Below are 24,470 nucleotides of genomic sequence, written 5' to 3' on the forward strand. Positions count from 1 at the left end.
AATCGTCGTTTTCTTATGTGCTCTCCTAAGCAATTTACGCTAAGTAAATTGCACTTCTCAGCATAAAATCCGTATATGTTAAAGTACAATCTCTAATACAAGTTTATGGGCGTAATTTACTTAGTGTCCTTGGCTCGTGTGGATATGCAATCAGAAGTGGCTTTTGAGCTTGAAGCACTATATGGCAAAATGGCAACACAACCCAGCCAGAATTCCCCAAAAAACCGGTATCTTTCAGTTAAATACTGTTCACTGATTGTGATGACAATCAAACTAAACCGACTATCAGCAGTTAGCCATGCATCACAGTTCAATCTTTCTTCCTGATATAAACCCGGTACTCTGAGTTGCACTTGCAGGACGAGCACGGTCTCGCGCCCAATCTCTGAGTTTTTCAATATCTTCTTTCATCGTGCGATACAGAGGGACCGTTGCCCGAATACTAGCCAAGAGAGCATCAGTTGATAGTTCTTGACTCTTGTCAAACACATCGAATAGCGCCGAGGAAACAGCTTCCTCAATCTCGGCTCCGCTGAAGCCATCGGATGCCTCAGCGAGTTGGGGCAAGTCAAACGTCTCAGAATTGCGCCCGCGTTTTTTGATGTGAATTTTGAATATCTCGACTCGGTCGGTTCGATCCGGTAAGTCGACAAAGAATATCTCATCGAAGCGACCTTTGCGGAGCAGTTCCGGCGGCAGTTGAGAAATGTTGTTTGCGGTAGCTATAACAAATACTGGTGCAGTCTTCTCCTGCAGCCAGGTAATAAACGTTCCAAAAACGCGTGAAGTCGTGCCGGCATCCGAGAAAGATGAACTCTGCGTCCCTGCAAAAGCCTTCTCTATTTCGTCCATCCACAATATTGCCGGAGCGACAGACTCCGCGACGCGCATTGCCTGTCTGACATTTTCTTCGGAGGACCCGACAAGACTCGAAAACACTCGGCCCAAGTCGAGTCTTAAGAGTGGAACGCGCCAATAAGAAGCGAGAGCTTTCGCACAAAGACTTTTTCCACAGCCTTGAACGCCGATTAGAAGTGCTCCCTTTGGGGACGGCAGCCCGAACTTTCGAGCTTCGGATGAAAAAGCTGACCGACGCTTTCTGAGCCAATCCTTAAGCTCTTCCATGCCGCCCACATTGCCGAACTCCTCAGATGCCCTGTAATATTCCAGCATTCCAGACTTGCGGATGATCTGCTCTTTCTCCGACAGGATGATCGGAACATCTTTGTCGGAGAGACCGCCTGTCTTTACGAGAGTTTTAGCGAATACGTTCTCTGCCTCGTTAATTGTCAGACCCATCGCCGCGTTAACCAGTGATTCCTTGGAAGCATCACTCAGATTGACATTTAATCCTGCGTTTTTGTTGACCTCGTCTACGGTGTTTTCGAGCAGTTCGGTCACATCCTCGCGTCCGGGCAGGCCGAAATCGATTACACTGATCTCTTTTTCCAGTTCGAACGGCAAACGAAGAGTCGGAGAAACCAATATAAGCGTTTTATAGCTGTTTTTGAGGAATAGCGCCACCTCACGCACCTTGCGAATGACTGCCGGGTCTGAAAGATAAGGATGAAAGTCCTTAAAAACGTATATGGCGGGGTCCATCATATCAAGAACCTGGTTTAGCGCAACAACCGGATCACATGTCTTTGCATCGACATTGCGCTGTGACTGGGGTGATGTGCCATGCGGGACTATTCCACGGCAGACGGACCAGGAAAAGACTTTCTTTTCGCGCTTTGCTGCTATCTCAGCAATTGAATCCTCCACACGTGTCTCCTCCCAACTGACAACATATATTACCGGATATCTGGCCCTGACCAATACCTCTATCTCGTCCAGTGCCGCATTCCTATTTGATTTCTTGGTTTGTTCCGCCATTGTGCTTTCCTCCACATTCAAGCGCTCTTATCACATCTAAAAGCTCGCTATGTAAATGCAATATGCCGACCCGTCCATCAGGTCGAATTGTGACTGTAGTCGATATTTCGCCTTTACCTATACTCCTGTCATTACAACAAGCTGCATAAAGAGGCTTTTTCCAACTTCGAGTGTTTAGACCGTATGACTCAACAATCTCCAACGCCCGCTTTTCTTCATCAGGCAGCAATGAGCGGCACAGCGCCGGATCATCAAGAGCCCCGAAGTATGGAGTGTATTGGAACATTAGATTAAACGGCACACCCGGCAAGTTTTCGCTGACCCACTTGGCAATCGGGATCAAGCAGCAATCAATATGTCCGGGTAACAACAAGTGTCGAATTATCAGGTCACCGGATTCGTAGGCCAGCTTAAAGTTCCGCTTTGCAATAGACACATATCCGTTCACCGCGCCTAAGTCTTTGGCGCACGCGTTGCAGCCGAACTTAAAATCGCCGAGGTAGAGATCAACAATACCATCAAGCAGCCGCATTGTCTGATTGGACATAAAAAAATTCGAATTCCAGACTATTAGCACCGGCGTATCAAGCAACTGAAGAGTACGCAAAATCGTTGGCAGATGGCACGTCGGCTCTCCGCCTATGAGGTTCAGGTTGATCGAGCCTTCGGCATGTCTGGCCGATATCAGCTTTGCAAAATCCTCCGGAACCACGCAATCCCCTAGATCAGAATGCTGAAGCGATTGCCAGCTATAGCAAAACTTGCATCGGAGATTACACCCCGAAAAAAACACTTCATGCGACGGAACCAGCGGAGGCTCTTCTCCCCACAGTATCTGCTCAAAGAAATAGTGACTGTCTCGTCTTATTCCACATATCCCGACTTCACCTGCCTGCCTGTTGGCCCCACACCTATGCTCACACAAATTGCACGATTCGAGCATATGACTTGCTATTTCCGATTTCACATCCAACAAAGAAGTCGAACCGGCATGGTTGCTGTCAATCGAATAATCGAGTGCCGATTCGTGGATATGCCAAAGCTCTTCTACCGCTGCATACCTCTCAACGCTAATATGCCGGTGCGCTGACTGCCAAAAAGCAGGCAATCGTTTTCCAGTGGCGATATGCTTGTAGTTATCCAATTCCATCTGTAGAAACCGCAGCGCGCCTATCTTTTAGCGAACGCATTTCAGCCGGCACTTTGGCACGCGTCGCCGCAGTGTCGTATGTAATAATGCCCTGTTGATAGAGGTCACGCAAGCTGGAGTCCATGCTTTGCATATTTTGCGATTGACTAGTGGCGATGACGTTATACAGCGACTGAGTCTTGTTTTCTCTGATTATATTTCTGACGGCAGGATTAGCTATCATTACCTCAGTTGCCAATATGCGTCCGGGTTTATCCACTCTAGGCAGCAATTGTTGTGATATCACGGCTTCAAGGCTGGAGGCCATTTGCATGCGGACTTGTGTTTGTTGGGCAGGTGGGAAAACATCGATTATTCGGTCAACAGTCTGAGATGCATCAGGTGTATGAAGAGTGCTTATGACGAGATGTCCTGTTTCAGCCGCAGTCAACGCAGTAGCAATAGTCTCGAGATCCCTCATCTCACCAACTGCGATCACATCAGGATCTTGTCTCAGTATATGCACCAACGCTTTGCTGAATGAGTGGGTGTCGGTATGCACCTCCTGTTGAACAATTATACTCCGCTTGTTCGGGTGTACATACTCAATCGGGTCTTCGACCATAATGATCTTGCACCGTCTATCCCGATTGATAAGGTCGATCATTGAGTTCAGAGTGGTTGTTTTGCCGGATCCGGTCGGACCTGTAATCAGTATCAAGCCCGATGGTTTCCTAGTGAGTTCTGCAGCGACAGGAGGTAAATTCAACTCCTCAAGGCTGTAGATATGCGTCATACCCACGCGCACAGATGCTCCCAGTTCGCCTTGCTCGAAGTATATGCTGACTCTGAAGTATCCTACTTCAGGAATCTTCATGGAATAGCACAGCTGCAAGTCCTTAGTAAGCGTCTGTTTCTTCTCCTCAGAAAGTGTGTCAAGCAGCAGCCTACTAGTATCGGCGGGAGTCAGCGAATCGCCATTAGCCACAATTATCTCGCCGTTTATCCTCAAAACCGGCGGAACACCAACCATCAGATGCAGGTCCGATGCGCGTTTATTTACAGCTATCTTTAGTAAATCGATAAGTTCCATTCTTGTCCTATTTTCCTGTTGCTGATTTTCTGCCTATTATTTTCCGATGTTCGGGTGGTCCTGTTATTGCGATCACTCTTCCCAAAATGTTCGATCTCGATATCGTACCGGCATCAAGTATATCTCGAACACTTGGGGCATAATTGAAGTTTGGGACAATCCAATATTCGTTTTTGGCAAGAGCCTTGGCGCACTTGTTATATGATGAAGGCGCAAGGGCTTCTCCATGTGCTCCTGCAATGGGAGGAAGTCGAACATGCGCGATTTGTCCATTGACGCGTACCTTGCTGCCTATCTCTATTCTGTCACCGGGTGAGCCTACCAATTGACCGATGGATAGGACATGATAGTCGTTCCACCGAACTAAACCCACTACTGTGTCGCCTCGTTTCATATTGCCGGCAGACCATAGCAGTAAGGTATCACCACGTTTGAGGTCTGTAGAATAAGGCTCAGCAACTACCGTCATTACTCTCATAAATGGAGCAGCCGCAATCCGAAGAACCCAGTAATTCCCACAATATAAACAAAACACTATCAGTCCAATGCCTATCCACACATAAGATCGATTGCTGATATCTCTCCTGCCAGGCCGAAGTGTGCAGATTGCTGCCGACATCGAAAACATCGACAATGCCAGCAGGCAATACATAAACCAGCCTGAAACTGATGATCTGATAAAGGTGACTGTGAGCACAACCAGAACCATAGAGATGGTCAAAAGCTGCAAACCAGTCAGCTTTCGACCAACGATGTAGATATGTGCAATCCCCGGTACTGCAGAGAGCAATATCAGTCCAAACGTTTTAGGGGTTAGCCAGGTTCGCTGACAACTAAGTCTTTCCAACACAAACTTTGCCCGCTGGCTTGATCTTTCCAGGTCACGCCTCAGCATTCCAAATCCCCGGACGTTTTCCAGAGTCATACCTACTTTTTGACCAAGGGTACGGTCTTTTGCTCTTGGCGGCATAATACTTTCGCCGGCTACAGTTGTCAGCGACGTTGAGCACACGGCACACTGTTTTCTACCCGGCATGTTCTCAAAACCGCAACTCGGACACTGCATAGTATTAGGTCCCTAGAGTTTTTGTGTGAGCCTGGGTGTGATCTATGATAGAAACATCCTGCCCCGGTTCATAAAACTCGCTCGTTAATTGCTGATCAGACACTTTGCCTATAGTACTAAATATCTGCACATAGTCGAGGCATTTCTTTCCCTTGGCGCCCTTGACCTTTACCTCGACTTGCCCTTTAGCGCTAATTTCTATTTCAAGTTCATGCTTATTTGCCATTTCGACCCCTCGCCTGATTATCTTGCTCCAAACAATCGCCTGATTGCACTCATCAATTTTGACATCGGTCCACGCTCTTCTATGCTGCGCAAAGCATCTTGGGCTTTTATATAACTTGGCTTGGCAGCAAGCGCTCTTCGATATGCGATCTTTGCTTCGTCGATTTGCCCGAGCGCCTCCGAGCATTTTCCGATCCAATACCAGCATGTAAATCGTCCCGAGTCCAGTTTCACAGCCTGGTTCAAGTGTTCGAGAGCCTGGTGGTAGCACTTGCGAATAATGTAAGCTCTTGCTATCCAAAAACGTATAGACCACTCACTCGAAGAAATCTCGATAGCTTTAGCAAAGCATGCTTTCGAGTTGACCTCGCTTGTCAACAAAAGCACTTCACCTCTTGCAATCCAGGAGTATGCTCCAACTCCTTGGCTGGAAAAAGCTGAGTCTGAGTATCCAATGGCAGCACCAAACCTACCGGACCTAGCCTCCGCAACCGCTCTTGCCGAAAGAATAGAAGCTGATTTCGGGAATTTTTCAAGCGCTCTGTTCGACCACGTCAGAGCTTCAGGAAGTTCTCCAAGCTCTATTAGGCAGCGAAGCTGTCCGAACCAGCCTTCCTCCATTGTTATGTCATACTGGAGTGTTCTGGAATAGAACGCTAGTGCCTTCTCATAGTCATCTTCAGCGAATGCTTCATCGGCCATTGACAGATAGTAGTGCTGATCGATGACGCCGGAATACTCCGGGCTAACCTTTGGCTTCTCAGGCTCCTGGTCGCCCATCTCAAGGTGTTCGAATCTCCCCAACTACGTTCCTTTCGGTCAAACATATTTTGTTACATGTATCCTTATCGCCTGGTCTGCTGTCATTTCCTCATCTGTTACAGTAAATCCCTGGTTCTTGAGTTCGGTGACCACTTTATTGTATGCGTACTGCTGGGTTACCTTGCCAACAAGTTCCTGCCCGATTGCCTGCAACTGCTCATCCGTCTTGTTTTGCCCTGAAACATGTACTGTGCATCGGCCATTAGCAGACCTGCTGAATGTGGCCGTTACATCGCCGTTTGCTATCGTGAACTGGCTTTCACGAGCCATAGACTCTGCGACTATTTGGCTGCTTTCTATCGGTATCTCTACACGGCAGTCAGATTCACTGTTAGTATCAACGACGCCTGCATGCTCGTGGGACAAGGCTTTATAGCCTAATGCACCTGCTGCTGCGGCGATTGCACCACACATAACTGGCCATCCAGCAACTACCATCGGAGCAACAACAAATACTACAGACAATGTCTGCACCTCCTCGCACTTTACATATAAACTTTCTTGGTAATATGGTGAAACAAAGAAAGCATTAAAGGTTCCATATAGCATGACGCTCTATGCCATATTTATTTTGTACTGCCAAAAAACTCCCTTATTGAGTAATGGTGCTGTAATACAAGAAGTTGGAACATCCACTAAGTAAGAGGTAGTCAGGTATTGGTTTTGTTTGATTGCACGATGATTATAGGAGCCCATGCGGCATGATTTGTGTGCTGAGAATTCTTTATGGCGTGTAAGTAAATGCTACTTTGGCTTAAGTAACTGCGTCTAGTGCAGGGGGTTATATGACTCTAGTTTGTTTATGCCTTGAATCTGATAAGGTAAAAAACCACAAGCTGCTTTCTGTTGCTACTGTTGGCACAACTATTTCTCTCTCCCAGAATAAAACAGTAGTGGCAGTAACACCCAAACGCTTAGCTGCTTGTTTGGCGTTTTGCCCCAAGCGTTTTCGGCACATTCGTAATTTCTCCCCATTGTTTATTGGGGTGAAATCTTCAAATGGATTGTAGCCCAAGACCTTAATGATTTTTGGCATCTGCCTGGCACTTGGCGTAAATCTGTCAGTCTCCCATACCTTAATCGAATATGCGGGTTAGTTATTTCAATCTTCGATAATCGCCAACAGCTCTTGCGGGGTATTGATAATATAATCCGTACCCAAACTCTGCAAGACTTCACGATCGCGGAATCCCCATGTCACACCCACGCAGGGCAGACCGGCATTTTTGGCTGTGGCTACATCCACTTCAGAATCACCGACGTAGATGGTATGCTCGGGAGTTGCACCTAGCTCAGCCATTGCCTTGATCACTGTATCCGGCGCAGGCTTCTTGGTCACACCCGCCGACTCGCCGATTGTAACCTGGATATAGCTGCCGAAATATTGCTCAGAGAGTTGTTTGACTGCAGCGTCGAACTTGTTGGATACGATAGCGGTGCGGTAGTTATGGCCGGCAAGGTATGCCAGCAGGTCAATAATCCCCTCGTATGCTGCTGTCTTGCATTCCATATGCGCTGAGTAATATTTGCGAAAATCAGCCAGGCATTGATCGAAGCTGGGATTACTGCGGCCATCGGGGATAGCGCGAGAAATCAGATTGGCAACACCGTTGCCAACAAAAGCTCTTATTTCGGCCAAAGTGCGTGTGGGGAAGCCATGGAGATTTAGTGCGTAGTTTACGGCGTCTGTGAGGTCGGCCAGAGTATCGAGCAGGGTGCCGTCAAGATCAAAAATTACCGCACTGTACCTGCTCATAGGTTTATTATAGATGGGGCGCACACCACTGTCAATCGGATTCGCTGTGCTTCAGGAAAGAATCCAGCCGAATATGTGCCGGTTGCAATCATTCCTGAAGCATAGCCGCTGAGTTACCAGCTAAAGATTAGTCTATCAAGACCTCTCTGCCTTCATCGCTCGATTTATACAGAGCATCGAGGATCTTCATGACGTTCAGAGCCTGTTCGCCGGTTACAGGCGGCTCGGTGTCGTTTCTGATGCTGTCATAGAAGCCCTTGAATTCTTCCTCATATGTATTTACGGTGGGGATAAATTTCGGGGTCATATCGAATACCGTTTCTCTCTGCTCGCCAAAGATGCGGACAGGATTGGTCTCCGCGCCGCCTTTGGTCCCCAGTATATGAGAACGCATTATATCCTCGCCTATGTTGGCGGCAAAGCTGGACTCGATAATCAGAGACGCGCCGTTATCCAGCCTCACAAAACCGGCTGCATAGTCCTCGACCGTGTAATTCTCCCATTTCCATTTTCCATATGCCCCCACATGGCCGGGAGTGTTGCCTATCTTTGTAAAGCACTGGCCGGAAGCAGCAATCGGTTTGGGATGCCCCATAAGATAGAGCGTGAGGTCGAGCACATGCACGCCTATATCGATCAGAGGGCCGCCGCCCTGTTTTTCTTTATCAGTGAATACACCCCAACTCGGCACGCCTCTGCGTCTCAAAGCCCATACTCTGCCAAAGTAGATGTCACCCAGGTCGCCAGCGTCGATAAATCGCTTGAGAGCCTGTATATCGGCTCCAAAACGTACACAGTGTGCGACCATGAACTTTTTGCCGCTCTTTTTTGCGGCCTCGACCATCGCTTTGCCTTCAACTGAGTTTCGTGCAATCGGTTTTTCGACAATGACATGTTTGCCTGCGTCGAGGGCATCTATCGTGGGCTGGGCATGCAAAAAGTTTGGAGTGCATACATGGACGGCCTCGATCTCGTCCATTTCCAGCATTTTTTTGTAGTCGGTGAATGTGTTGGGTATATCGAACTTTTCCGCGGCGCTCTTCGTACATTCCTCGGCAACGTCGCAGATTGCCATAATCTTTACATCCGGCACGTTCTGCAGAGCCGGCATGTGCGCTCGTGTGGCGATGCCACCACATCCTATGATGCCAATGTTGATCGTTTTCAAAACTGGACCCCTCTTATATCGAAACTATCAGCCATGATTTAGCCCTGATAAATCATTTATCCTTCAAGTATGAACATTTTGCCCGGTAAGCTCCAGAGGTTCATGCTGGACACGGCGTCACTTAGCTGCTATCTTATCCATAGGAGGAGTGCATCGTGTTTTTTAAATCATCACACAGCCGGTGGAAGGTGCCTGCAGTATGCATTACACTCATTGCAGTGTGCTTGCCGTGCCGCTCGTCAGTCCCGGATTATTACATAGACAAGGTGGAATCGACGCCCGATCTGCCGCAGTGCGACCCGAATTCTGGATTCTGGCAGGACGGAGAACTCTTTTGCGGACCCGCGGCTGTCTCCAATTCGCTGATGTGGCTGGCCGATCATGGCTTTGAACGCCTCAGCCCGAAACTGGAGACCGATAGGAAATCGCAGATCGCAATGGTAAAAATTCTATCCTCTCGCTATATGATGAACACCACCGAAGACGGCACTTTAGCTGATGGGATCATGCGAGGTGTGGATGGGTATGTCACAAAAGCGGACTATCGGTGCAAGAGGTTGGAGTATCGCGGCTGGAGAAAGCTGTATGGCAAATATAAAAGCAGCGGCGACATAGCCGATATGAAATGGATGCAGGGCATCATCAGCGATCCTGCAGGCGCGCTGTGGCTGAATGTCGGGTTCTATAAGCACGATAAGGACTCATCGACATATGAGCGCTTGGGAGGCCACTGGGTCACGGTGGTCGGATACGGGATGGATGCGAATGGAAAACGCGACCCGTCGGTGCTCATAATTCATGACCCGTCACCTCGCTCAGGAAATAAATTGTCACACGACTATTGCCACATGATCGAGATACAAGATGGCGGCACGCTGACCGGCGACAGTGACGGCCTGCCGCGCAGCGCTAATGGCTGCTATATGTTCAAAGACGGCCTGCGTGGTTGGAGGATTTCGGACTGCGGCATTATAGACTGCGCAGTCGGGCTGGTTATAGGCAAATAGGCAGTTAACCCTGAAGTTTGTGAAGCTCGTTCAGATTTCGTTTGTCCCACTCTATATCGTCAGGGGTCTCAATGATTCCAGGCAGATTATGCGTGATCGGATGCTGCAATATCGCACGAAAGCCCTCCAGCCCAATCCGGCCATGGCCGATGTGGTAATGGCGGTCGGCATGAGATGCAAGGTCCTTTTGGGTGTCATTGAGGTGGACGATCTTCAGCTTATCCAGCCCTACATAACGGTCCAACTCGCCAAACATCGAGTTTACTCCCTCTAGCGTCGAGATATCATAACCCGCACCCCAGAGATGAGCAGTATCTATGCAGACTCCTACGCGGTCTGTCACATCGGGCAGGTGCTCCATGATGTCTGCTATGTGCTCGAAGCGTGAGCCTATGCTGTTGCCCGCGCCAGCACCCAGTTCGAGCGCGATTGTGGGGTATGGATCGGCATCAAGAGCAAACCGTACTGCATCGGCTATGCGCCTCACCCCATTCGTGTATCCAGAACCTTTATGGCTACCGATGTGTGTCACGATATACTCGGCTACGAGCATAGGCGCTTTCTGAACTGCGTCGACCATTGCGGCTTTGCTCTTTTGCCAGATTACATCATCCGGCGAGGCGAGGTTGAGCAGATACGGAGTATGAAGAATGATGGGATGTATGTCGAGTTCGGATGTGCGTGCTCTAAATTTATCCGCGACATCATTCGGCAGTTGTGTCCTGGTCCAGCCGTTAGGGTTGCCTGAAAAGAGCTGGACGCTCTCACAACCCAGATACTGCGCGCGGTCCAGCGCTTTGACCAGCCCGCCGGCTATTCTTATATGGACTCCTAAACGCACTTCTTCTCGCACAAATATGCCGCAAACATACCGCCCGTATATTCAGCGCTGATGATCTCAAAGCCGGTATGCCGGATTATCTCCTCCATAAGCCATGATGTGGTGGAGTATTCATCGCGAATATGGTTCCGGCAATTGACACTGCCGCAGCATTCCTTAAGTGTCTTTACCCAAGTATCCAGCGCCTGTCTGTAGTCCTTCATATCGAATGAGAACACAACGTCTCTGAGAAAGAATCTGCCGCCGGGTTTCAGCATATCGTTTATTCTGCCGAGTGCCACGACCTTCCAGAAGTCGGGCAGATGATGAAGAGCAAGTTGGGTCGCGACAATATCCGCAGGCTCATCTGCGTGCTCATATGTGAGAAAGCCTGCCCTGTGGAACTCCACATTGCCCACACCGCGCGACTCGGCCTTTGATTTTGCGTAGTCGATCATTACCTGAGATATATCTACGGCATGCACTTTGCGGCAAAGGGCTGCCGCGGTGATGGAAAGCTCACCCGTGCCGCATCCGAACTCGACAAGTGTGCTCTCCGAACTGATGCCGAGCCTGCCGATGGTGTCTGCAGTCTCCTTGGGGATATCGCGGAGGCTGTGCATACGCTCGTCATACCGGCGGACTTCGTCGATGAGGGCATAGTCGGTGCCTATCTGTTTGAACTCATCGTAATACCAGGAGGGTGTTTCCATCATTTTTGCAATCCTTTTACATGAGACTATTTAGTCTATATAGATTAATGATAGCAAATCGATAAACGCAAATAACAGCATGTCATTGGTATTTCGGGTTTTCAGCAGCGGTTTTTGTTAATTAATGAGTTAGTCTTCGCTGTTACAAATGCAGGAAATGTGCTGTCAAAAAGATATATTTAGCAAGCGGCCTATTGTGCCGATAGTTTAGTGGAGCAATATATGGGAGGAAAGAACATGGTAGTCATTCGGATGTTGTTGGCAGCAATTGTTATTTGTGCACTACCTGGAAATGCCTACGCTGCGCCTGATACGGACTGGCATATAAACTTTTCTGTGTCAATAGGTGATAGTGCGAACGTCAATTCATCTTTTGGAACGAAACCAGGAGCAACCGATTGGTTTGGAGTTGAGGATTGCCCGCCTGCTGATGGAATCCATGTGCTTTACGGTGACAACACAAAACATGCATTTGCGTATACGGTATTGCAAGGAAATATTCTTACATGTGATTATAGAGCGCCAATCACAAACAAAGCTAAAACATGGGACATTTGGCTTACTGCATCAGAGCCGGGAACAATACAGCTTTGTACTTCTTCGTTAATGCTTGATCTAACTAATACTAGTGAAACAGGCGCTATATCCATAATCAGCAGCTATGATGGGGGCTTGGCATCACTGGCTTTGTGGCATGGCTCTGATATGTTATGGGACTGGAAACCTGGTCAGATTATAGCTCCGACTCAGTTTTTTGCATACAATAGCAGTGCAATAGCCCTCCGTCTTGTTGCAACACCTATGCCTGCACCGGAGCTGGGCTCGGTTGTTGTGATTCTTGTAGGAGTGTGTGGATTTGCCGGGTTCGTCGGAAAGCGATTCAGCCGGTAATATTTTCTCCCTACAGGTATTTTGATATACCTAATCCCTCCAGCTAAGATACCCGGAGGGATTGCAACTACCGTTTCGGGACTGAAGTCCCGAAACACCTTCAATCATCAAACATCAAACCAAAATCAGTCTTCATCGTCCTCGGGACCGAAGTCGCCCATGTCCATAGGAGAATAGCTGAATGAACTTATCTCTTCAGCTCTGAAAACTGTCACCAGCAGGTCTTCACGCTCAAAGCTGGGCAGATATGACGAGACGATATCCTCATCTATCGCCTCGAGCAGGTCCTCTTCCTCAGGCACGGTCAGGTCGATTTCCAGAAGCAGTGCAGCATGGATGGTGTCGTGCGCATAGTGCAGGTGAGCCTGCCCTACCCGCGTTTCGCCTTCCCAAATTACGTATATCTCCGAGGCAGCAGTGCGCACAAGGCGTGAGAGCTTGAACTGGGTCTTGCCGCTGTTTTCCAAGGGGAACCTCCTGATAAACCGAACCGAATCGGTGATGGGCTTAGTATGACACTTTTGGCGTATAAGGTCAATACTTGCGCGATCAGCGAATCTCGGCTAGAATCACACTATACTATGAAAACACTCTGTCCTAACACAGCCGATTTGGAAAAGGTGATACCCGCATTCAAGCAGCTCGCAGATGAGTATGGCCGAGCATGGGGACTTTGCTGCGTGCTTGCGGATTTGCAGGGAAATGTGGTCGCAGGCAGCGTGGCATGCTCCGACAATTGTTCACCATGCAGAAAAAGAGCCATCGAAGAAGCGCTGCGATGGGGTGAGCCATCTATGCTCCAGTGCCCTGAAGGATATGTGATCTGGGCTGTGCCGGTGATGCACAACTCAGTCCTTGTCGGCGGGATTGTGGCCGAGAAGGTTGTCGTGGGAGCGCAATCAAAAGACCGAGGCTCTCTTTCACCTGCGGACACACGGCGTGCGGCCTCCGACCTGCTTAACATGGCCGAAGAGGCCAACCTCACAAACGCGGCTCTGCTTGAACTCAATCGAAATGCTGCCGAGCGTGAGTCTGAGCGTGCCGAAGCGATTCACGAACTCAAGGGGCAAAACTATCAATCGATCCGGGATATCTACCTTGTGGAGGAACCCGCGCTTATCGCTGCGATTAAACGCGGCGACAGGCCTTCCGCACGAGAGATCATAAATCGCATTCTCGTCGGAATTTACTTCTTCGGGCGTGAGAGACCAACCCTGCTTAAAAGTCTTATCCTGGAACTGGTGGTGAATATGTCCAGGAGCGCGGTCGAAGCTGGCGGTGACCCTACCGAACTTTTGGGCACCAACTATTCATCCGTCGCGGACCTTGCTCGGATCGACTCGGAAGAAGAATTATGCGCATGGCTCGTAGATATGCTCGAAAGGATGATGGACGCTATCAAGTCCAACAGGCAGTATCCCAGCACTGTGCTTTTGGGTGAGGCTATGAAGTATATGCAGGAGCATCTGAATGAAGAAATCTCGCGCGATGACGTGGCGGAGATTGCATGCCTGTCCCCATCTCACTTCAGCAGGGTCGTTAAGAGCAGCTTCGGGCACTCCTTTACAGACCTTTTGGCGAGAATGCGGGTGGACAAGGCTCGAGAACTGCTGATACGCACGGAAAAGAGTCTGATTCAAATATGTCTGGAGTGCGGGTTCAGCGACCAGAGTTACTTCACCAAGGTCTTTCAAAAATATGTGGGCAGGACTCCCGGCGATTACCGGCGCTTTCACAGGTCGTCATTCAGATAAAACTCAGGGGGACAGGTTTTGACGTACGCTATCGAGCTATTCTTGGACCCTGCAGGCGATGCCGCAGTGCAAAGCATATGGCAGCAGATAAAAGAGGCTGGGATATCCGACTATCTCTCAGACAGCGGCTCCAGACCGCATATAACGCTTGCCGTCTACGATACGCTTGATGTGATTTCATTCAGTAAAAGACTGCCTGCTTTTGCCCGGAAAATAGAACCGATCAGCATTGTGCTGAGGTCTGCTAGTTCATTTTCAGGCAAATTAACCACTGTTTTCCTATCGCCGGCGGAAAGTGACAGATTATATTCAGTGCAAGAATATTATTATGAATATTTCGATGATATGCAAACGGCAACTCAGGAGTATTATCTGCCTGTCAACTGGACTGCCCATTGTACATTAGCAGTGGACCTGCAAAACAATGTTGTGTCAAAGGTACGGCAGATCACTGAAGCGTTATTACCGATTTCAGCTGCGCTTATGAGCATAGGTATAGTTGAGTTTCGTCCTGTGAAGCATCTGTTTTGTTGTGATCTTGGGATGAAATAGCACTTGAGGGCACTAGGTTACCAAACAGCACAGCAATACCAGGCAACCGCACGAGATTGCAAATAATACCGCACGAAAGTGCCTGATATATAAACCGTTGTGTTGTAAAATTCGAGGGTAGCAATTAGTAACACCCTCTCCTTTTTAGATGGCCGCCCAAAAGCGGCCGTCCTTTTTATAAAGTTTGCGGAGGTGCAATATTGCTTATAGTAGGCGAAAGGATCAATACATCCAGAAAAATAAAGGGCGAGGATGTGATAGAGGCGGCGGTTGTAAGCCGTGACGCCGGTTATATCGCGGACCTTGCTAAGAGACAGTTTGAGGCGGGCGCGACATATATAGATGTCAATGCCGGAACTTTGACCTCTGGGGAGCCTGAAGCGCTTGAGTGGCTCACAAAAGTTGTAATGGAATCCGTGGATGCGCCGATCTCATTCGATACACCAAATGCAGCCGCTTTGGAGCGTGCACTCAAGGTGTATGACATGGGCAAAGGTCAGCCTATGATTAACTCGATCACCGCCGAATCCACTCGCTATAACAACATCCTGCCGTTCGTATTGGAATATAAGGCAAAGGTGATTGCCCTCGCTATGGACGATGGCGGCATTCAGCAGGACCCGGCGAAGCGCCTGGCAGTCGCCAAAAAGCTCATATCCGACCTGACAGGCGCTGGTGTGGCGCTGGATGACATATATGTCGATCCGCTCACATTTCCGATAGGCACCGGCAGCGACGTTGCAGTGACCATGCTCGATATCATAGACAAACTTCGAGCCGAATATACGGGGGTTCATATAATCGCGGGTCTGAGCAATATCTCGCACGGCATGCCCGCGCGCAAGCTCCTGAACCAGGCAATGACGGTGCTTTGTATGGGCAAGGGACTGGACGCAGGTATAGTGGACCCGAACGACAGATATCTTATGGCTCTTATCGCTGCGACTGAGTCGTTACTCGGTCTGGACGATTATTGCATGAACTATATATCGAAATCGCGCGAAGGAGCCTTTGAAGGGCTGTAATTTATGATATCCGGCAGCAATCTGGAACAAATCTTATGTGAAGGCCACTTTGCGGTTTGTGGGGAGATGAGCCCTCCGCTCGGAGCGGACAGGTCCGCCATCCTCAAAAAGTGCGGTTACTTCAAGGGTTTTGTCGATGCTGTGAACCTCACAGACAACCAGGCTGCCATCGTGCGCATGAGTTCTGCTATCTCCAGCGTGTTTGCAATAGAGGGCGGTGTCGAGCCTATCATGCAGATGACATGCCGCGACCGTAACCGCCTGGCGCAGCAGTCTGAAATATTGGGGGCGTGCGCTGCCGGGGTAAAGAACATTCTGTGCCTGACCGGCGACTATATGAGCTTCGGCAACCATCCGGACGCAAAAGGCGTGTTCGACCTCGATTCTGTCCAACTCATTAAAACCTGCGCCATGATGAACGAGGGCAGGTTTCTTTCATGCGATGAGATAAAGACTCCACCAAAGATATTCATAGGCGGCGCTGCCAACCCCTTTGCCGAGCCTCTGGAGATGCGGATCATCCGCCTGGGCAAGAAGATACGGGCGGGAGCGAATTTTATACAGACCCAGCCTGTCTTCGACTTTCCCAAATTCGTGCGGTGGATGCAGGCTGTGCGTGATGAGGGATATGATCAGAATGTATATATTCTTGCGGGTGTGATGCCGGTGAAGTCGATAAAAGCTCTGGAGCATATGCGCGACAATGTGCCGGGTATGAGCATAGCGGATGAATATTTTTCGCGAATGAGGTCCACAGATGATCCGAAAGAAGAAGGCGCGGCCATCTGCGTAGAGACGATCAAGCGGATTAAGGAGATACCCGGTGTCAGCGGGGTACACATTATGCCTGTAATGTGGGAATCGATCACACCGAGAATAGTCGAAGAGGCGGGTCTGCTTCCAAGACCGGAGTCAGGTGACATAAATTGAGCAAACTCAGCGAGAGTGTTGGAAATTTCGTTCTCAGGCATTCGGCTCTCCATAAATGTGCGCTTTTTGCCGAGAACTGTATTAAGAAGCCTGTATTCGGCTGCCAGGACTGCGGACAGTGCGTGCTGGGCTATGACGGCTTTACATGCCCTATGCGCTGTCCGAAGCAGATCAGAAACGGCCCATGCGGAAGCACTCGCGCAGACGGACACTGTGAAGTTTATCCAGAGCGATACTGCGTCTGGTGGCTGATATATCAGCGATCTAAAAAACTGGGTATGACGGGGAAGCTGAGAAAATACCACGTGCCGGTCGACCGCAGGCTGGAGCACACCAGTGCATGGATGAACATGTTCGCGGGCAAGATATTGCCCATATCGCTGTGCAAAGACCTCAAGAAGGGCGAAGACGACGAGATAGAGAAGAAAAAGTAGTTGGCAATACTTGACGGAGAACTGGCAGCATATGTCTACAAAACCTGTGAAGTTAGCCGATTTGGATGAACTAAATACACAAGTGCTTGACGCAGTTTTGGGTAAAGTCAAGGCGCATGAAATATATGGATCGATATATAAAGAGATCAGGCGAGCCAGATCGAGACTGAATGTTGATAGAGAAATACAGCTTCGGCTGATGATGGCACGCCTTGAATTCTTCGGAAAGCACAAAATACGCAGCGAGAGACAATGCCGTGCAGTTCTGAAAAAACAGCCGGAATCCGTCGATGCAATGCATGTAATGGCGAGTATAGCGTTTGCAAGAAGAGACTCAGCAGACGCAATTCAATGGTTGGAGGCTGCTAGGCAAATATCTGAACGGCGAGGCGACTTTGTAGGTCAACTGGAAGCTCTGGACAAAATGATATTTGCCGCTGACACTGTTGACATAGCAGCAATATTTCGCCAAATGCAGGAACTCTTGAATGTAGAAAAAGAGGTAGATGCGTCTCAGACATCGGGTGCTCAATGGCTCTTGATGAACGGCAGAGGGACGGAGGCTCTTGGTTATCTTGAGGATCTGCTCAGGCACATACTTAAAAGAAACAATGCACTAAAGAAAAGCCGGACATATGGATACCTGATACGAGTTGTACAGTCACTTGTGGCAGTGTATTGCCAACATGGCCTGACTTTCGATGAGGCACGTGCAAAAGTCGAAGAGTTTCGCGAGTTGTATCTGAATGATGATCCGAGACAATACTTTGATCGTGCCGCCGAGTATGCATTCAGTCCAAATCATTATATACCTGATCCCGAGACATTTGGAATAAAGCCTAATTGGTTTGAGAAGAAACAAGCCTAAGACATTGGAGAATCTTTTATGTTATCCGACGTTGAAATAGCTCAGCAGGCCAAGCCTGACCATATAAGAAATATTGCCGCCGGTCTGGGACTTACCGAAGATGACCTGCTCTTTTATGGCAAAGACAAGGCGAAAATCTCGCTGGACGTGATGGACAGGCTCTCCGGCAAACCTGACGGTAAGCTCATACTTGTCACAGCGATCACCCCTACCCCTGCAGGTGAGGGAAAGACCACCACGACTGTCGGTCTGGGGGATGCGCTGAGGAAACTGGGCAAGTCCACCTGCATAGCGATACGCGAACCCTCCCTTGGACCATGTTTTGGTATTAAAGGCGGGGCGGCGGGCGGCGGTTACGCTCAGGTTATCCCCATGGCGGATATCAATCTGCACTTTACCGGAGACTTTCATGCCGTCACCACCGCGCACAACCTTTTGGCTGCGATGCTCGATAACAACATTCACCAGGGCAATGCGCTGGATATAGACATACACTCGATCACATGGAAGCGAGTGATGGATATGAACGACCGCGCGCTGCGTGAGATCGTGATCGGCCTGGGCGGCAAAGCAAACGGCACCCCCAGGCAATCTGGTTTCGATATCACTACCGCATCAGAAATTATGGCTCTGCTGTGTCTCGCTACGGATCGCGAAGACCTGGAAAACAGGCTTGCTAATATTGTTGTCGGGTTCAACAAATCCGGGATGCCCATTACCGCAAAAGACCTTAACACGAGCGGCGCGATGGCTGTGGTGCTCAAAGACGCGATTCTGCCTAATCTGGTCCAGACTCTGGAGCATACGCCCGCGTTTGTCCACGGCGGTCCGTTCGGCAATATTGCGCACGGATGCAACTCGATCATTGCAACGAAGATGGCTCTGAAGCTGGCGGATTATGTGGTGACGGAGGCAGGATTCGGTTCTGACCTTGGAGCTGAAAAGTTTTTCAACATCAAGTGCCGTGCAGCGGGACTAAAGCCGATGACTGCGGTGGTGGTGGCTACTATTCGTGCGCTGAAGATGCACGGGGGCGTGGCTATTGCCGACCTTGCACAAAGCAATCCGTCCGCCGTGGAGTATGGGATCGAAAACCTCAAAAAGCACATCGAGAATGTCAGAAGCGCGGGTCTGGAGCCGATTGTCGCGATCAACAAGTTCCCTTCGGACTCAAGTGAGGAGATCGAGGTGTTATCGGCGTACTGCGGCAAGATGGGAGTCAAGTGGGCACTCTCGGATGTCTGGGCAAAGGGTGGCGAAGGCGGCATCGAACTTGCCGAGTTAGTTCTCAAGGCATGCGACGGCAAAAGTAATTTCCACCCGACATACTCGACAGACCAGCCGATAAAAGACAAAGTGGACCAGATCGCCAAGCTCTTTTACGGTGCGGACGGAGCCGATTACCTGCCCGCTGCAAATACTCACATCAAACAGATCGAATCGCTTGGTTTCGGCAAGCTGCCTATCTGCATCGCAAAAACTCAAAGCTCTCTCTCGGACGACCCCAAAAAGATCAACCGTCCCACAGGTTATAAAATTTGCGTCCGTGATGCAAAAGTGAGCGCAGGCGCTGGGTTTATAGTTATCTATGCAGGCAGCATCATGACCATGCCCGGGCTGCCGAAAAACCCGGCAGCCGAAAAGATAGGCATGAATGCCGACGGAGAGATATACGGGCTGTTTTGAAGTCTGAATCCGCCGGCATCCGGTCGACTCTCCGTAACCGCGCGCTCAAACGACTTTAGATTCTCAATACTTGTGCCGGGTGGTATATCGCAGCCCGAAGAAATGATATATCTGCTGCAGCCTGTCATTCTTTCGAGCAGCGCAGTTGTCTCACGCTGCACTTTCTCTGCATCTGCACGCAGAAAGACTTCGGTTGGGTCCAGATTGCCCATCAATACAACGTCATCGGGTATACGCGGGTAAATCTCGAATGGGTCGCATACGGACCCGATGTGCAGAGCTTCGATTCCCGTTGCGCAGAGGCTCTCTATCAGGTGATCGATATTGCCGCAGTTGTGAAGTGACGGCGTTTTGCCCCGCTGCTTGATTACACCTGCCAACTCCTTTATATATGCATTTGAAAACTCGTTTGCATCATCTTCGCGGAGCATCCCCGAAGCCGGTTCCAGGATCATTACTCCGTCCGCGCCCGCATCGATCAATGCGTTTATCTGCTGCTTGAGCAGTTTATCGGCTTTTTTGAGTGCTGCATGGACTGTCTCCGGCTCCAGCTTTATTGCTATAGCGACTTCGGTCATGCCCATAAGCCTGCCCGCAATGGAGAACGGTCCCAACACATACGCCCATAATATCTTACCGGGAAATGCCCTTCGGAAAGCTGCGCATGTCTCGATGGAGACATTCAATCTGTTGCCCTTGCCGATCCCCGGGATTACCAACGAATCCGCATCGGCCCTGGTCTCTACCGATATCCCATCAATTGTGGGCATTTCGTCCCTGTCCCAACTCATTTTGCCGCCTAGAGCCTCGGTCTCGACTGTAAGGTCCATCATAGGAAAGATGATATCGAAATCCACGGCATTGTTGAGAGCGATCAGTGTCTCGATCTGTTTGGAGCTTTCGCGCAGATTCTCGGCCAGGCTCGTGCCGGTAAGCTCAAGCCCCGGAAAACCAACAAGCGGAGCCGTCAGCATTCTGCCTGCGCCGGTTACATATTCACAAAACATTTCCTGAAAAACCTCTGCTGTGCCCGGTGATATTCCGAGCGTCCGTTGCTTACAATTTGTATTATAACCACAGGCAGGTCTATTCACAATAGTTTCGCGACACTTTGCTACGAAGTTACAAACAGCACAAAATTACAATAAATGTGCATAAAACGCACCGAAATTACCAGCAGAGCACGAGACTACCATATGAATCGCATGAGGCAGCGCAGTTGGCTCTAACGGCTGATCTAGGCCATTGGAGCTGGAGAATATATGAAGCAGACAGGAAGAGGGCTAGACAGCCGTCTGATCGCTGCTGTCCTTGGGCTCGTCCTCAGGGGCACCCTCTTTGCCGCGGGCTTTCTGATAGTCGCACTCCTGATTTGTGCAGCGGTAGCCCGTGAGTCGGCCTCTGAACCGCCGCTCGCCCAAAATTCTGCCGCATTTGGGACATGTCTTGTTTGTCGGTTTGTCCCAGGAGACCCATGAGCATTCGGGATACCGGTTGCAGCCGTAGAAGGTCCTGCCTTTTTTGGACTTCTTCTCAACAATATCACCCTCGCCGCAGGCAGGGCATTTGACGTCCACCGGCTTGGTAAGCGGCGCAGTGGTCTTGCACTCGGGATAGCCCGCGCATCCCAGAAACTCGCCGAATCTGCCTTCGCGGATCAGCATCTTCCTGCCGCAGTTCGGGCATATCTGGTCGCTTTCTTTGGGCTGAATCTTGACCCGTTCCATATTCTCCTGAGCCTCTTCCAGGTCTTTCTCAAACGGCCCATAGAACTCACTCAGGAGCTGCACCCAGTCGAGATTGCCCTCCTCGACGGTGTCGAGTTTGGTCTCGACACCGGCGGTAAACTCCACATCCATGATCGCCGGAAAATGCTTTACGAGCTGGTCGGTTACGATAAAACCAAGCTCGGTGGGGAAGAATTTCTTCTCCTTCAGCTCGACATATTTCCGGTCTTGAATCGTAGAGATGATGCTGGCATAGGTGCTCGGTCTGCCGATGCCATTCTCTTCGAGTGTACGTACAAGGGTGGCTTCAGTATAGCGGGCTGGAGGCTCCGTGAAATGCTGCTCAGGCTTGAGTTCACGCAGATCGAGTACCTGCCCCTCCACCATCGACGGAAGTGGTGGCTGCTCCTCATCGGCGACGATTTTGTCATCGTCTTTGCCCTCGGTGTAGACTTTCATAAACCCCTGGAATTTGATTGTGGAGCCTGTGGCGCGGAAGGTCATCCCCGCCGCCTCGATATCGACAGATACCACATCGAACAGTGCAGTAGACATCTGGCTGGCCAGAAAGCGCTGCCAGATTAATTTATAGAGCCGATATTGATCGTTATTCAAGAAGTGCTTGATCTCGTCTGGATGGCGCGTTACGGATGTTGGGCGGATCGCTTCATGCGCATCCTGTGCCCCTTTACGAGAGACTTGCCTGGCTTTATCGGGTATGTATGTGGAGCCGTAAGTCTTGACTATGTAATCCCGCGCTTCTTCCTGGGCTTCTTTGGCAACACGTGTTGAGTCGGTTCTCATATAGGTGATAAGGCCGACGGAACCCTGTTCGCCCAACTCAATGCCCTCATAGAGTTGCTGAGCGATCATCATAGTGCGGCGGGCGCCGTAGCCGAGTTTTCGAGAAGCTTCCTGCTGGAGCGTGCTTGTAATAAATGGCGGGGAAGGATTGCGTTTGCGCTCGCTCTTCCTAATTCCCTTTACTACATAATCAGCGCCTTCGAGTGCCTTGAGCAGATTGTCGGCTTCCTGCTGGTTATGAATCTCCAGCTTCTCGCCGTCTTTGAGCACCAGTTTCGCGTTAAACAGATGCTCTTTGTCTTGGGGAGTAAGCGCCGCAGTTATGGACCAGTATTCAACCGGCACAAAGGCAAGTATTTCCCTCTCGCGATCACATATCAGTCTAACTGCAACCGACTGCACCCTGCCGGCACTCAAATTACGCTTCACCTTGCGCCAGAGCAGAGGGCTGAGTTTATAGCCGACCAGACGGTCCAGAACCCGACGAGCCTGCTGCGCGTTTACCAAGTTTATGTTTATCTCATGAGCATTCTGCAGAGCCTCGGTGACGGCAGTCTTGGTGATCTCATTGAACTGAATTCTCTTGGCATCTTTGAGCTTCAAGGAATTTTGCAAATGCCATGCAATTGCTTCACCTTCGCGGTCAGGGTCCGAAGCGAGATATACAGAATCCGCCTTGCCCGCAGCAGCCTTGAGCTTTTTGAGGACATCCCGCCTCTCGGGAATAGAGACATACTGCGGCTCGAACCTGTTCTCCACATCCACACCGAGCTTGCTTTTAGGCAGATCGCGGACATGACCCATACTTGCTTCGATTATATAATCCGAGCCAAGAAAATTTTTCAGAGTCTTTGTCTTGGCCGGTGACTCGACTATGATCAATGATTTGGACATCTATCGTTTGCACCTTTTGTCTTTCTTGCAATATGATTCCCTGCAGGGTTTGTTGCCAAACGGCCGGGGAGATATTCAAAATATGCCCTGTCTGAGGCTTTAGACCCGCATTATTCACGAAGATCGTGAATAATGCTCTCGGAGCCCCGGATTATGCGGAAAGTGCATTATCCGGGTTAGAGGACACGGAGAGTGATAATAGCACAACTGAGAAAACCTGTCAAACATTGTTGCGATACAAGCATCCGAATGCTATAATGCCCTTGAAAAACGGGCGAGATTATCTCTGCTCCGCTCGCGGCCATTTTAAGGAGCGCAAGACAAATCGTGCTGAAAAGAATCATTACGGCGCTGATTGGTATTCCACTTGCCGTTATATTGATATTCTACCCCAACGGCCTGCCGTTCGCCGTTGCAATTGGCTTAGTCTCAATCCTCGGTGCCCACGAGTTCTACAGCGGCGTTCGTAAGCTCGGGTCTCAACCTGTGGAGTGGGCAGGGCTTGCGGCTGTAGCTTTGTTTGTGGTCTCGGCACGCACATATGGTCCCAAGACGATCGGCGCAATCTTCCCAGCAGTTCTTACCCTCCTTCTGATCCTTTCGTTCTGCGTTGAGATAATACGGCGAAAACGCGCCCCTCTGATCAACGTAGGCGCAACAGTATTTGGCGCCATATATGTAGGCTGGCTGATCATGCACCTGGTCGTCCTCAGAGGGATTGATGGCACTATTACAGTCGGAGCATACACCAAGGAAGCGGGTGCTTGGCTGGTCATGTTCACATTTCTGGCGACCTGGGCGTCTGATACAGGCGCATATTTTGTAGGCAGGTTTCTTGGCAAAACCAAGATTGCCCCGACATTAAGTCCAAACAAGACCGTTGAAGGCTCAATAGGCGGGTTTGTGGGCGCACTTATCCTGTCTATGGTCGCCGGAATGATTATTCATCTGCCATGGTATCATGGATTGGCGCTTGGCGTGATCTTCGGTGTGCTCAGCCAGCTTGGAGATTTGTCAGAATCTGCAATCAAGCGTGAGATAGGCATCAAAGACTTCGGTAATGTCATGCCTGGGCATGGCGGAATTCTCGACAGGTTCGACAGCATGCTCTTTGCCGGACCTGCGATGTATTATTATGTGGTGCTGTTTTTGAGGCAGTGGATAGGCTGATATTTGCCGCCTTTGGCAGCGTTATGCTAGAATTGATTTGTAATCAATACAAAGATGA

25 protein-coding genes are annotated in these 24,470 nt (G+C 49.8%); 10 read left to right on the plus strand and 15 right to left on the minus strand.

Features of this window, described 5'->3' with window-relative positions; translation table 11 throughout:
• Positions 1 to 303: 303 nt before the first annotated feature.
• The 10 genes from LLG46_00095 to LLG46_00140 all read right to left on the minus strand — a co-directional run bounded on the left by LLG46_00095 (position 304) and on the right by LLG46_00140 (position 9,137).
• Complete coding sequence (locus LLG46_00095) at positions 304 to 1,878, minus strand: AAA family ATPase (protein ID MCE5321694.1); 1,575 nt, start codon at positions 1,876 to 1,878, stop codon at positions 304 to 306.
• Positions 1,850 to 3,022, minus strand: coding sequence for a radical SAM protein (locus tag LLG46_00100; protein ID MCE5321695.1), 1,173 nt, complete (start codon positions 3,020 to 3,022; stop codon positions 1,850 to 1,852). Before LLG46_00100 ends, LLG46_00095 begins: the two co-directional genes overlap by 29 nt.
• On the minus strand, positions 3,015 to 4,100 hold the full coding sequence (locus LLG46_00105; GenBank protein ID MCE5321696.1) for a type IV pilus twitching motility protein PilT: 1,086 nt from the start codon (positions 4,098 to 4,100) through the stop codon (positions 3,015 to 3,017). The genes LLG46_00100 and LLG46_00105 overlap by 8 nt, the downstream gene beginning before the upstream one ends.
• A 7-nt stretch (positions 4,101 to 4,107) precedes the next feature.
• A complete protein-coding gene (locus LLG46_00110) occupies positions 4,108 to 5,070 on the minus strand; it encodes a hypothetical protein (GenBank protein ID MCE5321697.1) in 963 nt (320 codons plus the stop codon).
• 100 nt (positions 5,071 to 5,170) lie between these two features.
• The gene (locus LLG46_00115; protein MCE5321698.1) at positions 5,171 to 5,392 is read right to left on the minus strand and encodes a DUF2997 domain-containing protein; all 222 of its coding nucleotides are present in this window, start codon (positions 5,390 to 5,392) and stop codon (positions 5,171 to 5,173) included.
• A 17-nt stretch (positions 5,393 to 5,409) separates the two neighbouring features.
• Positions 5,410 to 6,195: a tetratricopeptide repeat protein gene (locus LLG46_00120; protein MCE5321699.1), complete on the minus strand. Its 786-nt coding sequence runs from the start codon at positions 6,193 to 6,195 to the stop codon at positions 5,410 to 5,412.
• Positions 6,196 to 6,210: 15 nt separating this feature from the next.
• On the minus strand, positions 6,211 to 6,678 hold the full coding sequence (locus LLG46_00125) for a DUF1257 domain-containing protein (GenBank protein ID MCE5321700.1): 468 nt from the start codon (positions 6,676 to 6,678) through the stop codon (positions 6,211 to 6,213).
• A 316-nt stretch (positions 6,679 to 6,994) separates the two neighbouring features.
• Positions 6,995 to 7,249: a helix-turn-helix domain-containing protein gene (locus tag LLG46_00130; protein ID MCE5321701.1), complete on the minus strand. Its 255-nt coding sequence runs from the start codon at positions 7,247 to 7,249 to the stop codon at positions 6,995 to 6,997.
• A gap of 66 nt (positions 7,250 to 7,315) precedes the next feature.
• Positions 7,316 to 7,969, minus strand: coding sequence for an HAD-IA family hydrolase (locus LLG46_00135; GenBank protein ID MCE5321702.1), 654 nt, complete (start codon positions 7,967 to 7,969; stop codon positions 7,316 to 7,318).
• A 127-nt stretch (positions 7,970 to 8,096) separates the two neighbouring features.
• Positions 8,097 to 9,137 (minus strand): Gfo/Idh/MocA family oxidoreductase, encoded by a 1,041-nt coding sequence (locus tag LLG46_00140; protein ID MCE5321703.1) that lies wholly within the window; start codon positions 9,135 to 9,137, stop codon positions 8,097 to 8,099.
• Between the two features lie 155 nt (positions 9,138 to 9,292).
• Between LLG46_00140 and LLG46_00145 the strand changes: the two genes are divergently transcribed.
• Positions 9,293 to 10,144, plus strand: a complete 852-nt coding sequence (locus tag LLG46_00145; GenBank protein ID MCE5321704.1) for a hypothetical protein — start codon at positions 9,293 to 9,295, stop codon at positions 10,142 to 10,144.
• 4 nt (positions 10,145 to 10,148) lie between these two features.
• On the opposite strand, the gene LLG46_00150 is transcribed toward LLG46_00145, so the two are convergent.
• Together LLG46_00150 and LLG46_00155 are read right to left on the minus strand one after the other, a co-directional pair.
• Positions 10,149 to 10,985, minus strand: coding sequence for a deoxyribonuclease IV (locus LLG46_00150; protein ID MCE5321705.1), 837 nt, complete (start codon positions 10,983 to 10,985; stop codon positions 10,149 to 10,151).
• The gene (locus LLG46_00155) at positions 10,976 to 11,680 is read right to left on the minus strand and encodes a class I SAM-dependent methyltransferase (GenBank protein MCE5321706.1); all 705 of its coding nucleotides are present in this window, start codon (positions 11,678 to 11,680) and stop codon (positions 10,976 to 10,978) included. Before LLG46_00155 ends, LLG46_00150 begins: the two co-directional genes overlap by 10 nt.
• Before the next feature lie 234 nt (positions 11,681 to 11,914).
• Here LLG46_00155 and LLG46_00160 point away from each other — a divergent pair, with 234 nt between their 5' ends.
• On the plus strand, positions 11,915 to 12,568 hold the full coding sequence (locus LLG46_00160) for a hypothetical protein (protein ID MCE5321707.1): 654 nt from the start codon (positions 11,915 to 11,917) through the stop codon (positions 12,566 to 12,568).
• Positions 12,569 to 12,693: 125 nt separating this feature from the next.
• Here LLG46_00160 and LLG46_00165 read toward each other — a convergent pair whose 3' ends face one another.
• Complete coding sequence (locus tag LLG46_00165; protein ID MCE5321708.1) at positions 12,694 to 13,035, minus strand: hypothetical protein; 342 nt, start codon at positions 13,033 to 13,035, stop codon at positions 12,694 to 12,696.
• A 45-nt stretch (positions 13,036 to 13,080) separates the two neighbouring features.
• On the opposite strand from LLG46_00165, the gene LLG46_00170 reads away from it, so the two are divergent.
• The 7 genes from LLG46_00170 to LLG46_00200 all read left to right on the plus strand — a co-directional run bounded on the left by LLG46_00170 (position 13,081) and on the right by LLG46_00200 (position 19,817).
• On the plus strand, positions 13,081 to 14,322 hold the full coding sequence (locus tag LLG46_00170) for a helix-turn-helix domain-containing protein (protein ID MCE5321709.1): 1,242 nt from the start codon (positions 13,081 to 13,083) through the stop codon (positions 14,320 to 14,322).
• Positions 14,323 to 14,340: 18 nt separating this feature from the next.
• A complete protein-coding gene (locus LLG46_00175; GenBank protein MCE5321710.1) occupies positions 14,341 to 14,874 on the plus strand; it encodes a 2'-5' RNA ligase family protein in 534 nt (177 codons plus the stop codon).
• A 200-nt stretch (positions 14,875 to 15,074) separates the two neighbouring features.
• Positions 15,075 to 15,899, plus strand: coding sequence for a dihydropteroate synthase (locus tag LLG46_00180; protein ID MCE5321711.1), 825 nt, complete (start codon positions 15,075 to 15,077; stop codon positions 15,897 to 15,899).
• A 3-nt stretch (positions 15,900 to 15,902) separates the two neighbouring features.
• A complete protein-coding gene (locus LLG46_00185) occupies positions 15,903 to 16,829 on the plus strand; it encodes a methylenetetrahydrofolate reductase (GenBank protein ID MCE5321712.1) in 927 nt (308 codons plus the stop codon).
• Positions 16,826 to 17,263: a methylenetetrahydrofolate reductase C-terminal domain-containing protein gene (locus tag LLG46_00190; GenBank protein ID MCE5321713.1), complete on the plus strand. Its 438-nt coding sequence runs from the start codon at positions 16,826 to 16,828 to the stop codon at positions 17,261 to 17,263. Before LLG46_00185 ends, LLG46_00190 begins: the two co-directional genes overlap by 4 nt.
• Positions 17,264 to 17,294: 31 nt before the next feature.
• Positions 17,295 to 18,131, plus strand: a complete 837-nt coding sequence (locus LLG46_00195) for a hypothetical protein (protein MCE5321714.1) — start codon at positions 17,295 to 17,297, stop codon at positions 18,129 to 18,131.
• An 18-nt stretch (positions 18,132 to 18,149) separates the two neighbouring features.
• Positions 18,150 to 19,817, plus strand: coding sequence for a formate--tetrahydrofolate ligase (locus LLG46_00200; protein ID MCE5321715.1), 1,668 nt, complete (start codon positions 18,150 to 18,152; stop codon positions 19,815 to 19,817).
• Here the strand turns inward: LLG46_00200 and LLG46_00205 are convergent.
• Together LLG46_00205 and topA are read right to left on the minus strand one after the other, a co-directional pair.
• Positions 19,718 to 20,824, minus strand: coding sequence for a uroporphyrinogen decarboxylase family protein (locus LLG46_00205; protein MCE5321716.1), 1,107 nt, complete (start codon positions 20,822 to 20,824; stop codon positions 19,718 to 19,720). The genes LLG46_00200 and LLG46_00205 overlap by 100 nt on opposite strands.
• Positions 20,825 to 21,100: 276 nt before the next feature.
• Positions 21,101 to 23,242, minus strand: coding sequence for a type I DNA topoisomerase (gene topA / locus LLG46_00210; protein ID MCE5321717.1), 2,142 nt, complete (start codon positions 23,240 to 23,242; stop codon positions 21,101 to 21,103).
• 327 nt (positions 23,243 to 23,569) lie between these two features.
• Here topA and LLG46_00215 point away from each other — a divergent pair, with 327 nt between their 5' ends.
• A complete protein-coding gene (locus LLG46_00215; protein MCE5321718.1) occupies positions 23,570 to 24,412 on the plus strand; it encodes a phosphatidate cytidylyltransferase in 843 nt (280 codons plus the stop codon).
• Positions 24,413 to 24,470: the final 58 nt, after the last annotated feature.

It is taken from the genome of bacterium, from assembly GCA_021371935.1.
In the GTDB taxonomy this organism is placed as follows: Bacteria; Armatimonadota; UBA5829; order UBA5829; family UBA5829; genus UBA5829.

What these genes read in the sequence shown, in the direction of transcription:
- LLG46_00135 (MCE5321702.1), bottom strand. Translation starts at nt 7,969, where the DNA reads ATGAGCAGGTACAGTGCGGTAATTTTTGATCTTGACGGCACCCTGCTC.
- LLG46_00185 (MCE5321712.1), top strand. Translation starts at nt 15,903, where the DNA reads ATGATATCCGGCAGCAATCTGGAACAAATCTTATGTGAAGGCCACTTT.
- LLG46_00095 (MCE5321694.1), bottom strand. Translation starts at nt 1,878, where the DNA reads ATGGCGGAACAAACCAAGAAATCAAATAGGAATGCGGCACTGGACGAG.
- LLG46_00110 (MCE5321697.1), bottom strand. Translation starts at nt 5,070, where the DNA reads ATGCCGCCAAGAGCAAAAGACCGTACCCTTGGTCAAAAAGTAGGTATG.
- LLG46_00170 (MCE5321709.1), top strand. Translation starts at nt 13,081, where the DNA reads ATGACACTTTTGGCGTATAAGGTCAATACTTGCGCGATCAGCGAATCT.
- LLG46_00160 (MCE5321707.1), top strand. Translation starts at nt 11,915, where the DNA reads ATGGTAGTCATTCGGATGTTGTTGGCAGCAATTGTTATTTGTGCACTA.
- LLG46_00115 (MCE5321698.1), bottom strand. Translation starts at nt 5,392, where the DNA reads ATGGCAAATAAGCATGAACTTGAAATAGAAATTAGCGCTAAAGGGCAA.
- topA (MCE5321717.1), bottom strand. Translation starts at nt 23,242, where the DNA reads ATGTCCAAATCATTGATCATAGTCGAGTCACCGGCCAAGACAAAGACT.
- LLG46_00155 (MCE5321706.1), bottom strand. Translation starts at nt 11,680, where the DNA reads ATGATGGAAACACCCTCCTGGTATTACGATGAGTTCAAACAGATAGGC.
- LLG46_00200 (MCE5321715.1), top strand. Translation starts at nt 18,150, where the DNA reads ATGTTATCCGACGTTGAAATAGCTCAGCAGGCCAAGCCTGACCATATA.
- LLG46_00195 (MCE5321714.1), top strand. Translation starts at nt 17,295, where the DNA reads ATGTCTACAAAACCTGTGAAGTTAGCCGATTTGGATGAACTAAATACA.
- LLG46_00105 (MCE5321696.1), bottom strand. Translation starts at nt 4,100, where the DNA reads ATGGAACTTATCGATTTACTAAAGATAGCTGTAAATAAACGCGCATCG.
- LLG46_00130 (MCE5321701.1), bottom strand. Translation starts at nt 7,249, where the DNA reads ATGCCAAAAATCATTAAGGTCTTGGGCTACAATCCATTTGAAGATTTC.
- LLG46_00205 (MCE5321716.1), bottom strand. Translation starts at nt 20,824, where the DNA reads ATGTTTTGTGAATATGTAACCGGCGCAGGCAGAATGCTGACGGCTCCG.